At 55.0% G+C, this 12565-nt stretch carries 11 protein-coding genes; 4 read left to right on the top strand and 7 right to left on the bottom strand.

Features of this window, described 5'->3' with window-relative positions:
* Nucleotides 1-28 precede the first annotated feature (28 nt).
* Genes ACZ44I_RS01085 through ACZ44I_RS01070 form a run of 4 tightly spaced genes read left to right on the top strand, consistent with a single transcriptional unit; the run spans nucleotide 29 to nucleotide 4312 of the window.
* Nucleotides 29-1807, top strand: coding sequence for an SLC13 family permease (locus tag ACZ44I_RS01085; protein WP_464549497.1), 1779 nt, complete (start codon nucleotides 29-31; stop codon nucleotides 1805-1807).
* A gap of 16 nt (nucleotides 1808-1823) precedes the next feature.
* Complete coding sequence (locus tag ACZ44I_RS01080; protein ID WP_464549499.1) at nucleotides 1824-3206, top strand: MBL fold metallo-hydrolase; 1383 nt, start codon at nucleotides 1824-1826, stop codon at nucleotides 3204-3206.
* A gap of 13 nt (nucleotides 3207-3219) precedes the next feature.
* The gene (locus tag ACZ44I_RS01075; protein ID WP_464549501.1) at nucleotides 3220-3744 is read left to right on the top strand and encodes a YeeE/YedE thiosulfate transporter family protein; all 525 of its coding nucleotides are present in this window, start codon (nucleotides 3220-3222) and stop codon (nucleotides 3742-3744) included.
* Complete coding sequence (locus ACZ44I_RS01070) at nucleotides 3725-4312, top strand: DUF6691 family protein (RefSeq protein WP_464549503.1); 588 nt, start codon at nucleotides 3725-3727, stop codon at nucleotides 4310-4312. Before ACZ44I_RS01075 ends, ACZ44I_RS01070 begins: the two co-directional genes overlap by 20 nt.
* 80 nt (nucleotides 4313-4392) lie before the next feature.
* Here ACZ44I_RS01070 and ACZ44I_RS01065 read toward each other — a convergent pair whose 3' ends face one another.
* From ACZ44I_RS01065 to ACZ44I_RS01035, 7 genes are read right to left on the bottom strand one after another with little or no spacing between them, the layout of a single operon-like run.
* On the bottom strand, nucleotides 4393-5574 hold the full coding sequence (locus ACZ44I_RS01065) for an aconitase X (RefSeq protein WP_464549505.1): 1182 nt from the start codon (nucleotides 5572-5574) through the stop codon (nucleotides 4393-4395).
* The gene (locus ACZ44I_RS01060) at nucleotides 5574-6818 is read right to left on the bottom strand and encodes a UbiD family decarboxylase (RefSeq protein ID WP_464549507.1); all 1245 of its coding nucleotides are present in this window, start codon (nucleotides 6816-6818) and stop codon (nucleotides 5574-5576) included. Before ACZ44I_RS01060 ends, ACZ44I_RS01065 begins: the two co-directional genes overlap by 1 nt.
* Nucleotides 6811-7362 (bottom strand): UbiX family flavin prenyltransferase, encoded by a 552-nt coding sequence (locus ACZ44I_RS01055; RefSeq protein ID WP_464549509.1) that lies wholly within the window; start codon nucleotides 7360-7362, stop codon nucleotides 6811-6813. Before ACZ44I_RS01055 ends, ACZ44I_RS01060 begins: the two co-directional genes overlap by 8 nt.
* Entirely contained in the window at nucleotides 7359-8591 is a 1233-nt protein-coding gene (locus ACZ44I_RS01050; protein ID WP_464576558.1) for an HD domain-containing protein, read from the bottom strand. The genes ACZ44I_RS01055 and ACZ44I_RS01050 overlap by 4 nt, the downstream gene beginning before the upstream one ends.
* A gap of 41 nt (nucleotides 8592-8632) precedes the next feature.
* Nucleotides 8633-9634: a PAS domain-containing sensor histidine kinase gene (locus tag ACZ44I_RS01045; protein WP_464551671.1), complete on the bottom strand. Its 1002-nt coding sequence runs from the start codon at nucleotides 9632-9634 to the stop codon at nucleotides 8633-8635.
* An 18-nt stretch (nucleotides 9635-9652) separates the two neighbouring features.
* Nucleotides 9653-11071, bottom strand: a complete 1419-nt coding sequence (locus ACZ44I_RS01040) for an RNA-guided endonuclease InsQ/TnpB family protein (RefSeq protein WP_464549513.1) — start codon at nucleotides 11069-11071, stop codon at nucleotides 9653-9655.
* A 33-nt stretch (nucleotides 11072-11104) separates the two neighbouring features.
* On the bottom strand, nucleotides 11105-12493 hold the full coding sequence (locus ACZ44I_RS01035; RefSeq protein WP_464549515.1) for a PAS domain S-box protein: 1389 nt from the start codon (nucleotides 12491-12493) through the stop codon (nucleotides 11105-11107).
* Between the last annotated feature and the right edge of the window lie 72 nt (nucleotides 12494-12565).

Raw genomic sequence — 12565 nt, 5'->3', positions numbered from 1 at the left:
CTATCCACCATATCAGCAGTTGTTCTCAATGGATACCGGCATCCTGCTTGTTGGGATTGTCCTTCTTGTCACGATCATCCTCTTTGTGAGTGACCGTGTCAGGATCGATCTCGTCGCAATCGGCGCTGCAATTGCCCTTGCGTGGCTCGGCCTCATCACACCAATGGAGGCGGTATCAGGCTTTGCCTCAAATGCGGTGATGGCGATGGCAGGGGTGATGATCCTCGGCTATGGGATCGAGAGGACCGGTATCACCTCCAGACTGGCCCGCTCGATCGTCCGGTATGCCGGAAGAGAAGAGCGGCGTGTCAGCTCAACGATCGGGATCACAGTCGGCCTCCTCTCCTCGGTGATGCAGAATATCGGGGCAGCCGCCCTCTTCCTCCCGGCGATGAGAAGGATCAGCAGACAGACAAAGATCCCGGTATCCCGGCTGATGATGCCGATGGGGTTTGCCGCCATCCTCGGTGGGAGCATCACGATGATCGGCTCCGGCCCCCTGATCGTCTTAAACGACCTTCTCAGGCAGTCAGGTGCAGAACCCTTCGGCCTCTTCGCCGTCACCCCGATCGGTCTTGCCCTTTTAATCGCCGGGGTTGCAGTCTTTGCCTTCTTTGGGAACACCCTCCTCCCGAAGAAAGAGGAGAGTCCGGCCGGCCCGACTGTGGCAGAGATCTGGGGGATCGATCACCCGGTGCTGACCTGCACACTCCCCCCAAAATCCCCCTTTGTAGGGAAGACCCGTGAAGAGGCATTCTTCAAGATCAGGTACGGGCTCGACCTCCTCGCGGTCAGAACCTACAAGGATATCACAGTCGCCCCGTCACGCTCAACCCGTCTCGAGCCTTCTCAGGAGCTGGCATTCCTCGGATCTGCTGAGAACTTCCAGAGGTTTATCGAGGATTCAGGCTGTATCCCCACCATCGACGACAGCAGGCTGAAAGAGATACTGGATGGTGAAGGATATGGATTTGCGGAGCTGACGGTCCGGCCAAAGGCGTCCATCATCGGGAAGACCCCGCGTGAGATCAGGTTCCGGCAGCAGTTCTCGATCGAGCCGATCCTCCATGTCTGCGGGGAGACTGAGAACCGGGCCGACTTCTCGGATATCCCGTTTGCAGCCGGCGACACCATCGTTGCCTTCGGCTCATGGGATACACTCCGCGTTCTTGCCGGAAACCGCGATCTGATCCTGCTCACTCATCCCGAAGGCGAGGAGATGCGGCATAGCAAGGGCACACTCGCAGTTTTTATCTTCGCCGGAGCGCTTGCCCTCACCATGACAGGGGTCCCCCTCTCGCTCGCACTCCTCACCGGTGCCGCGGGAATGGTGATCACTGGAGTCCTCTCGATCGATGAGGCATACCGGGCCATCGAATGGAAGACGGTCGTTCTGATCGCAGGGCTGATTCCGCTTGGGATCGCGATGGAGAAGTCCGGAGCAGCCGCTCTCATCGCCGGATCTCTTACAGAAGCGCTCATCGGCACCCACCCGATTGTGATCCTCGCAGCGGTTGCTGTGCTTGCGACGGTGCTCTCACTGATCATTTCAAATGTCGCCGCAACCGTCCTGCTGGTGCCGCTCGTGATGCTCACCGGTTCCGGGACCGGGATCGAGCCGACCGCCCTTGCACTCCTCGTGGCAGTCTGTGCCTCAAACTCCTTCATCCTCCCGACCCACCAGGTAAACGCCCTCCTGATGGGTCCGGGGGGATACAATACAAGGGACTATCTCAAAGCCGGCAGTGTGATGACAGTAATCTTCATTGTAATCGCCACAACACTCATTTACCTCTTCGTCGCATAGAGGAGTTGAAGCGTCTATGATCATCCAGCATTTTTTTACTCCCGGCATCGCCCACAGCTCCTATATTGTTGCCGGGAACAAGGCATGTGCCGTCATCGACCCGTCACGGGATATCGGACGCTACATCGAATATGCATCCCGGAACAACCTGAAGATCACCCATATCCTCGAGACGCACCTGCATGCGGATTTTGTCTCGGGCCATCTCGATCTCGCTGATCTGACCGGTGCTCCAATCTATGCACCAAAATCAGGGAATTGTGCCTTCCCACACACCCCTGTTGCCGAAGGCGATAGAATCGATCTTGAAGATATCAGGTTTGCGGTGATCGATACCGCAGGCCACACCCCTGAGCATATCTCCTATATCGCCACCGATCTCGCCCGTGGCGAGACACCGGTTGCCCTCTTCCCGGGCGACACCCTCTTTGTCGGGGATGTCGGGAGGCCGGATCTCTTCCCCGGTCGGGCAGAGGAACTCGCATCTTCCCTCTATGAAAACCTGCATACCAAGATCATGACCCTTCCGGGTGAGGTTGAAGTCTATCCCGCACACGGCATGGGGTCTCTCTGCGGGCGGGCGATGGCGGCAAAGCGGACGAGCACGATCGGGTACGAGAAGAAGTACAATTACGCCCTTCTGATTAAGACAAAAGAGGAGTTTATCAATGCACTCACTTCAGACATGCCCGCAGCACCGGACCATTTCGCCCGCTGTTCTGCGATCAACAGGAAGGGGCCGGAATTGATGCGAAAACTCAGGCAGCCTGTCCCCATTGAACCGAAAGATTTCTCCGAAAAGATCAAAGGTGGTGCACTGCTGCTGGATGTCCGGAGCTATCCCGCATTCTCTGGTATGCATATCCCAAACGCCTGGCATATCGATCTCTCCGGCAGCTTTGCCACGCAGGCGGGCTGGGTGCTCCCACCGGATCAGGAGATTGTTCTGGTCATCGAGGGGAAGCAGCAGGCAGAGGAAGCCGCCCTCCAGCTGAGGCGTGTCGGGTTTGACACCATCAGCGGATTCCTTGAAGGCGGGATGCTTGCCTGGGGAACTGCGGCATTCCCGATCTCACGGGTGCCGGTGATTTCGCCTGAAGAGGCGAATATGCTCGTACAAAGCGGCAAGGCGACCTTAATCGATGTAAGGTCACAGGAGGAATGGGATCTCGCACATGCAGAAAAGTCGATTCATATCCCCTGGCATGATCTCAGGACCCGCTCTACAGAGCTGAAGGAGGACCAGCAGTACATCGTCATGTGCCGGGGCGGGCAGCGGGCGAGCATTGCCGCAAGCATCCTGAAGATGCATGATATCAGCCATGTCATGAACCTCGGCGGAGGCTATACCGCATACAGCCGGGCCGGGTTTGCACCGTTTCCGTTAAAGGTGAAATGAAAAGGTGATGAAAATGATAGAATGGTTTACAGCGGCGACATGGTCGCCCTATATCGTCGGAGCAGGAATTGGTATCCTTATATGGCTCACCTTCCTCCTCTCAGACCGGCCCCTCGGGGCATCGACTGCCTATGCAAAGACCGCCGGTATGGTGGAGACGGCAATCTCACGGGAGAAGGCCGAATCTATGGCATATTACCAGAAGATCACTCCAACCATTGACTGGCAGTGGATTATTGTGATCGGGATTGTGATCGGGGGATTCATCTCCGCATACATCTCCGGCACCTTCTCCCTGCTGACGGTGCCGCCGCTCTTTGCAGGGGCATTCGGAACAGATGCCCTGCTCAGGGCGGGAGTTGCCCTCCTCGGTGGCATCCTGATGGGGCTTGGCGCCCGGTGGGCAGGCGGCTGCACCTCGGGGCACGGCATATCCGGCACACTCCAGCTCGCTCTTGCCAGCTGGGTGGCGGTGATCTTCTTCTTCATCGGCGGCATCCTTGTTGCCGGGATGATCTATGGGTTCGCATTCCTCTGAGGTGGCAGATATGGCATTTGATGAACTGAGATCCAATACAAAAGCCCAGATTCTTCTCGGACTTATCTTCGGGATCATCTTCGGCTTCCTCCTCCAGAAGGGAGGGGTTGCCAGCTATGATGTGATCCTCGGCCAGCTCCTTCTTACCGACTTCACGGTTGTGAAGGTGATGATGACCGCGATTCTGGTTGGGATGATCGGAGTGTACGCGATGAAGGCAGCAGGACTTGTCCATCTCCACACAAAACTGGGGTCAGTGGGAGCCACCATCATAGGCGGCCTGATCTTTGGTGCCGGTTTCGCCATCCTCGGGTACTGCCCCGGTACCGCAGCAGCCGCTGTTGGCTCCGGTGCATTTGATGCACTCGTCGGGATGATCGGAATAGTAATAGGCGCAGGTATCTTCGCCAGGCTCTATCCCCGGCTTGACAGGACAGTCCTAAACAAAGGAGTCTTCCCGGCAGAAACAATACCGGAACTCCTCGGAATCAGGGCACGGTTTATTGTTCCGGTTGTCGCAGTGTTGATCGTGGGAATCCTGTACCTCCTCCAGGCAATCGGGTTCTAAAAGGAGAGATCAGACAGAATCCTGCTCCACCCTCCCTTCAAGGGTGACCCAAAAGATGAGAAAATAGGTATCTGGAGGGATTATTCAGTGGCGACCCGGACACAGTCTTGAATCGTCCCAAGCCGCGGAACAACCCCGCACATCGCCGGGAGATAGGAGAAGGCTTTCCCTGAATTCGTCATCACAGAGCCGAGCTTATCGGTTGCCGGGGAGACGACCATGCAGGTATCTGCATAGACATGGGCGCCTGAACGATCGATTATGGTGACGAGATCCCGGTGATCATTCATCATCTCTTCTGAAACGAAGACGAAGAACGGCTTTTTAACCTTCTTCCCGGCGAGGAGATCTGCGACAGTTCGCAGTTCATCCTCTGAGAGATGGGGGCAGCCGACTGCAACCGCATTCACCTCGATATCCGAGAAGACAGAGAGTACATCTGAGACGGCGATCTCGATCGTCTCCTTCTCATCCACCGAAAACGACTTCTTAAAGAACGGCACCCGTGCCTCGGGGGTGATATCCTCAACATGGAAGAGGGCGACTGCCCCTGTTGCCGCCATTGCCGCTCCAAGCGCCTTTAAGCGGTCGCGGTTTGGCCGCAGCCCCCGGAGATACGGAACCCGGTTTCCCACTTCCTTTCCTGCAACAAACCCAAGCGCCCCGTACTCTGCCGGACCCCAGTCCTTTGCCGCCGCCGGATCATCAAGGGTGATGATCAGATCCGGCAGGCGGTTCTTCATGATATGCAGTCCATATTCGGGGGTCTTCCCGATCAATGCGGACGCAAGAGCCGAGGGTCCCCCTTCCCGGTTCGTCCGGGCACCAAGCACCGAGTTTGCATAGGCAACCGCAGACGACTCGGACCAGGCGAGATGGTCGCCATACTGCACGATCTGGTGATAGTAAGGTGTGCAGGTGCAGGTGAGACGGATCCCAAGCCGTTTATAGGCATTCAGGATCTCCTCCTGTTTCTTTGCGAAGTGATCCTCGATCCCCATATCCCTCCAGTCATCCCTCGGCATCCCGATTGGGTTTAGGAATGCCGGAACAACCGCACGGGCATCAAGCCCCTCCAGCCATTCAAGGCCCGCATCACCGATCGTCTTGTATGATGCCCCGCTCACCTGGACGCTCGATACCGGGATCAGCCGCTCTGCATCATATATCTTTCCAAGGGCGATTAAGATCTCAAGCATCACCCTCCGTGTCTCTCCAAACTCCCCTGAAAGGATCTCTTCATCTGATCTGTCAAGCTCCATTATGCATCCCATCCTGCTCTGATATACTCATCTTCCTGTCCAACAGGCATTGTTGCATCCACCCCGACCTTCACATTCAGGCCGTCTGCAATCCGGGACGGATCAAGTGATGAACCCCGGACACCTGAGATCACCATGATGTCGCAATCGCCCCGGACACGGGTTGCTATCGCAAACTCGACATCCTCCGGATCATGGATCGCAATGTCGGGATCAACGATGACCACATGTTTCAGCGAGGTATGTGCGGCAAACGCCGCCATGATAGCATTCTTCCCGTCTCCTTCCGTCTGCTTCTCGATCTGCACCACAGCATGGAGGTAACCCGCTCCCCCACGTGTCAGGAGGACATCCTTCACTTTTGTCACCCCGGCAACAGCCTGGTAGATCCGCGGCTCATAGGGGGCGCCCATCAGGAGGCGGTGTTCGGCACCTGCCGGGAGAATCCCGTGGTAGATCGGATCACTTTTTGTTGCAACCCCGGTGATCTCGATCACCGGCTGGTTCCGGATAGGGTCGTAGGTGCCGGTGATATCGACAAAAGGCCCTTCTGCGGCAGTTTCTGCTGTCAGGTATCCTTCCAAAACATACTCGGCATCAGGCACGCGGACGCCGTTTGAAAGTGTCTTCACGCCGATCTCACCGCCAAGCAGTTCCGAGGCATATGCAAGCTCTTTTCCGGTAGGAACACGGGTGCATGAGGCGAATGTCACTGCCGGATGAACACCGATTACAATTCCGATGGGAAGCTTTCTGCCTGCTGCATGGGCTGCCTTCATCAGCTGGTAGGTATGCCGCCCCTCAACGATCCTGGCAACCAGCCGATCCCCTCCGGCAACAAGCATCCGGTGGATGGCGGCATTCTCCACCCCGCCGAAGGAGGAGAAGACAATTCCCGCGGTGATATAGGCACCCGCATCCTTTGGGAAATGGGTCATCACCGGGATCTCGCTGAGATCGGGTGCGGATGTCGCAAGAGAACCCTCATCGATCACTCTACCGTCATACCGGCACCCGGCAAGTTGCGGAACCATACCCTTTGGATCCATTCCGAGGGCAAGCGCCAGGGTCTCCCGGTTTGCAGTGAGGTTCATCACACCACGATGCCCTCCACTGAGATGATGGAAGAGGAGCGGCTCGTCTGTCTGATATGCCATCTGTGCCGCTTCAAAGGTCGTCTGCACCTCTTCATCTATCTCTTTCAGGAGACCCGCTTCCCGCAGGCTCTCGATAAATTCACGCATGGAATCCACCCCATCGGGATCCAATCGAATGCTCGATTCCAAGGTGATCAAGAATCCGTGAGACGATCATATCCGCCAGATCCTCGATCGTCTCCGGTTTCTGGTAGAATGGTGGCGATGCGGGGAGGATTGTCGCACCGGCATCATGGGCAGCAAGCATATTCTGGAGATGCACCCGCGAGTACGGCGTCTCACGCGGCACCAGGATCAGCGGGCGCCGTTCCTTCAGGCAGACATCGGCAGCTCTTCCGATCAGGGTATCTGAGATCCCATGTGCGATTCCGGCAAGCGACTTCATCGAGCAGGGCACAACCACCATCCCGTCGAACCGGAATGATCCGCTTGCGATCGCCGCTGCCAGATCCGAATTTTCCTCAACGATAACCCTGACATTCGAAAACGAGATCCCTTCAAGGTCTGCAATCGTCTCCGCGGTTCCGCTCACCACCAGGTGCACCCGGCACTCTTTCTCAAGTTCCATTAAAAGCCGTTCTGCATAGATCATGCCGCTTGCGCCGGTCACCCCGACAACCAGTTCCTTCATGGTACCTCTCCCCTCTCATCTTCTGTTTCTATTGGAAGCTTATCTTGTTTTGTTGCCGGACGGATCGAGAGCACCTCTGCTGCTGCAAGAGCGACCGCTTCACGGTGCTCCTGTGGGCAGTAGATGCCAAGCCGCCACTGTGATCGCCGGATCTCATTCATTCCCCGGATCAGAGGCGATATCTCATCCAGCGAGACGACGTCATGCCGGTTCCGCACCAGCACCCCTATCACCATGTCGGTGGGAAACCCGGGTATATCCACACAGACCTCATGTGATGCGACACCGGCATGTGAGGCGATCTCTTCTGCCAGCGTAAAAGAGGCGCTTAGATCCGGCTGGGGGATACGGGCACGGTTGATTGACCCAACCCCCACATACACGGCCCGCTTGTAGAGATTCCGGGTCAGGAGACGATGGATCATCTCTTGTGCAATCCCGCTTTCGGACTCCCGAAACGCCTGGATACATTCGGAATCATCCATTGCCACCAGCAGGTCCGGGTCACCGCCACTTACGCAATGTTCATGTGCGGCAATGAGGAACATCCGTTCAGCTATCCGGGATACATGATGAAAATAGACGGCAGGCCGCATGAGGGTTCGTGCAACCAGGAGCGATTCTGCCGCCTGAACGCCGGAATCATCCAGAATAAGGCCTGATGGCGTCAGGACCGTGCTCCTGATGATCCGGTGGGAATCGACCGCACCATAGGGAACCCCTGTGTAGTGGGCATCCCGGTGCAGGTAATCCATCCGGTCGACATCCAGTTCCCCGTGGATCGCTCCTGAGAGCCGGTGATTACCCCCGATCACGGCGGCAACCTCACCGGGATCAAGGCCGGTTGCCGCAAGTGCTGATGAAGCAGAGGGCTCTTTGAGCAGATCATTGACAACATCATGGCCATAGCCGCAGATCGACTCCATCAACGGCTCGATCGCATGTGAGAACGGCCCGTGACCGATATCATGCAGGAGAGCGGATGCCCGGAGAAGGAGTGAATCATCCTGATCAAGAGAGAGATGGTTACAGAGGCGTGTCGCCAGGTGCATCGTCCCGAGTGCATGTTCGAACCGGGTATGGTTTGCACCCGGATAGACGAGGAATGAGAAGCCGAGCTGCCGGATCATCCTGAGCCGCTGGAGGGCGGGGGTGTCAAGGAGGAGACGGATCGGATCATCCACCTCGATATCCCCATGGACCGGATCCTTGATCATCTTGGATCGCATGGATCCTGGAGCCGGTGCCCCTTGTGTATGCATAGTGAGATCTATGAGGCACGAGAGGTATTATATACCCCTCCCCGCCAGCTGCCATGCGGAACCCGGATTTCAAAGGCAGCACCCCCAAGAGTGCCAGAGACAGCTTTGATCGAGATCCCGGTGATCGAGAGGATCTCACTGATCAGGAAGAGGCCAAGACCGGTACCCTTCCCCGCCCCATACTCGAAGAGATGGGATTGTAGTGATGAATCGATCCCATCCCCGTCATCTTCGAGACAGATACAGAGCTCACCTTCTGCCTCACGGCATGTGGCCCGGAACCGGGACACCAAGTCCCCGCCATACTTGCCGGAGTTATCAACAAGGTTGTATACCACCTTCTCAAGGAGAGGATCACAATAGATCTCATATCCCGATACCTCGTTCTCAAGCGTGATCCCATCAGGGTTCCTGGCATCAAAACCCCGGTTGATCACCTCCCTGAGATCCTGCCAGATGGGGCCATGCACCCCGACCCTCTGGTAATCCTGGGTGAATGCAGAGATCCTGTGGATCCGCTCGATGGTTGCCTCAAGGCCTGCACAGTACCCGGCTGCCTCCAGATCGGGGATCTGATCCTTCATCAGTTCCGTGTATGCCGAGAGGATGTTGAGCTGGTTGAAGATATCATGGCGTGTTACGCTCTGGAGGAGGTTGAGTTTCTCATTTGAACGGGAGAGCTCCTCTTCCATCTCCCGCCTGCGGGTGATATCATAGATCGATGCCTCGATGATGGAGCAGCCGGTCTCTCCGATCCTGTGTTTGATCACCTCATGCACCCATCGGATACTGCCATCCCGATGAATGATCCGGTAATCTGCACTGAAACGGTCACCGGGAGTATCGTAGAGGGTATTATAGCGTTCAATGATACCTGTTGCATCGTCAGGATGGATCAGCGATGACCATGAGGGGTTGCCTTTGCCGATCTCATCAGGCTGGTATCCGGTGATCCCGGTGACGGCACCATGGAGGAAGACGGGTTCTCCTTCAACAAACCGGTAGACGATACCGTCAACTACCCCGCCCTAAAGAGCGGGGCTTGCAATAGCGGTGTTACCACAGACATTGCAATTTAATCTGCACGAAGGTTGCTCGTAGTTGAGCCTTATTCGTACCGGCCGGTTGACGCGACCGCTACTGATTATCGGCGTCATAACCGAATCACCAGCTACATTTCTCAAATGGTTTAACGCACCATTGACATCCGCATTGATCACGATACCGGAACTACTCTGGTACAGTCCCCGGCTGATACGACGGCATCTTCCATACCATGGTTTCTGGATCGGATCGAGTGCCAGAGCATCAACCTGAGATGTGTACCGTTCATCATGGGAATCGTCAAAGTGTATCCCGAACAGCTCGCATTTTGACTGTAATTTTCGTCGAAATTTCGCATAGGGGATCTGGACGAAATTCTGGTTGTTTCTCGCACCATGATTGATCTCTTGTTTGATCCCATACCATCGTGGCACAATAATGGTACCGATTTCGTGATCACATGCAAATTTGATAAGATATGCGACGAACCGGTTCATTGCTTCGTCGATTTTGTTATTTCGTCTGATGAGGAGGCGTGACTGGCGGTGCGTAAACTCCTCGGTTAATCCCTGTTTATCTTTAATCGATTGTAATCGGGCGTTTTCTTTGTTGTACCACCGGTTGATTGATTTTAGATACGTACCATCGATAATTGAGGCAGTCCCGGTAGCAGTGTCAACGATTGTTGCAAAATTGGTAACGCCGAGATCAATCGCAAGATAATGGTCAGGATTAAGACGTGTTGGTTGAAGGGGAACCGTATACGCAAATTCGATCGTGTATACCTTCCCGTTATGGTGTGGAACAATAGTCACTTCACGGATCTGGTTTGGTTGAATGTGTGGAGGGATTTTGAATGTAAGTTCTTTCCCGGTTAATCCATGCCGTTTTTTAAACATCCGTGACATGCCGAGAGTGACATACCCATTCCGCATCGTGATATGCGATGCAGGAAATGCCAGTTTGTACCGTCCATCCTTCTCCAGATAGCGTGGAGGTCGTGGTTGGCTGCTGAGTTCGCCACAGTGGTACATCCGTATGAGTGCAAAATACGAGGTGTACGCTTCTTCAACACTCCTGATCGTCTGTTGAGCAACATCACTATGGAGCAGCGGATAGTTCTCATTCTGGCGTGATTGGACATAATTTGAAACATCTTTGTAGGGAAAGTCTTTCTTCCGGGTATAGGGGAGAAAGGAACCGATACAGATAGTGATGCTGGATGCAATATCCGGTCGAACCGTTCGAAAGATCGCAGCGTTTTCACAATACTCCTGGTAATGTTGCCGGGTATTGTACAATGCAACATTGTACAAATTCTTTGAATGGTATGCGAGTGTGTCAATAATATGATACTGTCGTTGTGACAGTCGCAGATAGTTTGACACCGTTCGAATTACCATTTGATGCATATGGGTTGTACTACAGGATATGGGTTATGGTTCAATTATGGGCGATTCCTCCCCGGCATGAATGCCGGGGTCTCCTCGCCCTTTTAGATGAAAATGCTGGAGGAACGAGCGGTGCATCTCCTCGCTCTCGGCAAGCTTCCGTTCTGCTTCCTTCCGCAGTGAGATATCCCGGATCATGGCGATATAGCCCTTCCCCTCCGGTGTGGCAACGGGTGCAACCGTCAGATCCGCCCAGAAGACGCTGCCACCCTTCCTGACGTAGCGTTTCTCCACCCGGTAGATCGGCAGCTTCCCCTGCATCATATCCAAAAGTCCGCGTTCGTTTCCGGGAACGTCATCGGGGTGAGTGATATCCCTGAAAGAGAAGAATAAGAGCTCGTCCCTCGAATACCCGATCATCCGGGAGAAGGCAGGGTTTGCTTCGATGATCATGTAATCTGGACCTGCGAGGACAATGCCCACAGGCCCGTGCTCAAAGATACCCCGAAACCGGGCTTCGCTTTCAGCAAGCGCCCGGTGATCAGAATCACGCTTTATTGCAGCTGCGATGATCCGGGCTGCGATCTCAAGCGCCTGGATCTCCATCTGGCTCCAGACCCGTGCATGACGGCATTCATCAAAACCGATGAAACCGGAAAGATTTCCGGAAACGAAGATCGGGACGATAATAATCGATTGCGTATCCGGAGATGCAATCCGGACCAGTTCACCAAAGGATCCGAGATCGTTCAGCGACCCTGCGATCGTCTCTCCACGGAGGAAGAGAGGGAGGACCTGCCCATAGATTGTGCCATCCAGATGATCCGGTTTACCTGCAGAGATACCCGGAACGGCCCACTCGCCTTTCAGCCAGGCACTTGGGAGATGACCTCTCCAGTCAATCATATAGAGGTATGCCCTCGATGCATCCGACGCCTCCCCGAGCCTCCTGATCACGGCATCTATCCGGCTCTCCCAGTCTCCTTGTGAAAGGAAACAGGATGCTGCATACCCGACCGCTTCAAGGATGCGATCGCGTGATGCAATCTCCTTCTCATGCTCAATCGTTTCAGTTATATCCCGTCCGATACCCTCGATGATCAGATCTCCGGTCTCCGGATAGGTGATTATGGCATTCTTCGTCTCGATCACCCGGATCGATCCATCCTTTGCCCTGAGGTGAAAGGTGTATGTACACTCCCCATCTTCCGGGGCTAAATCCCTGAAGAGACTGCAATCATCCTCTGGAAGGATCCGGATGAACAATGAGCGATCATCGGCAAACTCGTCAGGGGTGTAGCCGAGTATAGTGCGAACAGATCTCGAGATAAAGAGTACCTCGGGGTGGCCTCTGCGCGGCACCCGAAGCCGATAGACGAGATCATCGGTTTTTTCGGCAAAGAACGTAAGATAAGGAGCGTGATATACATCCATAATTGCTGGAGTTCTATCATGGATGATGGTCATATGATACGAAAAACCTGCCTATATTGGATCACCCGCAAA

The organism is Methanocalculus pumilus (genome assembly GCF_055382585.1).
Note: the sequence above shows the minus strand (reverse complement) of the source record. Positions and strands in the feature narration are given on the sequence as shown.

Coding starts and splice junctions, on each gene's coding strand:
- ACZ44I_RS01070 (WP_464549503.1), top strand. CDS start 3,725: ATGGGTTCGCATTCCTCTGAGGTGGCAGATATGGCATTTGATGAACTG.
- ACZ44I_RS01080 (WP_464549499.1), top strand. CDS start 1,824: ATGATCATCCAGCATTTTTTTACTCCCGGCATCGCCCACAGCTCCTAT.
- ACZ44I_RS01040 (WP_464549513.1), bottom strand. CDS start 11,071: ATGGTAATTCGAACGGTGTCAAACTATCTGCGACTGTCACAACGACAG.
- ACZ44I_RS01055 (WP_464549509.1), bottom strand. CDS start 7,362: ATGAAGGAACTGGTTGTCGGGGTGACCGGCGCAAGCGGCATGATCTAT.
- ACZ44I_RS01065 (WP_464549505.1), bottom strand. CDS start 5,574: ATGGAGCTTGACAGATCAGATGAAGAGATCCTTTCAGGGGAGTTTGGA.
- ACZ44I_RS01075 (WP_464549501.1), top strand. CDS start 3,220: ATGATAGAATGGTTTACAGCGGCGACATGGTCGCCCTATATCGTCGGA.
- ACZ44I_RS01035 (WP_464549515.1), bottom strand. CDS start 12,493: ATGGATGTATATCACGCTCCTTATCTTACGTTCTTTGCCGAAAAAACC.
- ACZ44I_RS01085 (WP_464549497.1), top strand. CDS start 29: ATGGATACCGGCATCCTGCTTGTTGGGATTGTCCTTCTTGTCACGATC.
- ACZ44I_RS01060 (WP_464549507.1), bottom strand. CDS start 6,818: ATGCGTGAATTTATCGAGAGCCTGCGGGAAGCGGGTCTCCTGAAAGAG.
- ACZ44I_RS01050 (WP_464576558.1), bottom strand. CDS start 8,591: ATGCGATCCAAGATGATCAAGGATCCGGTCCATGGGGATATCGAGGTG.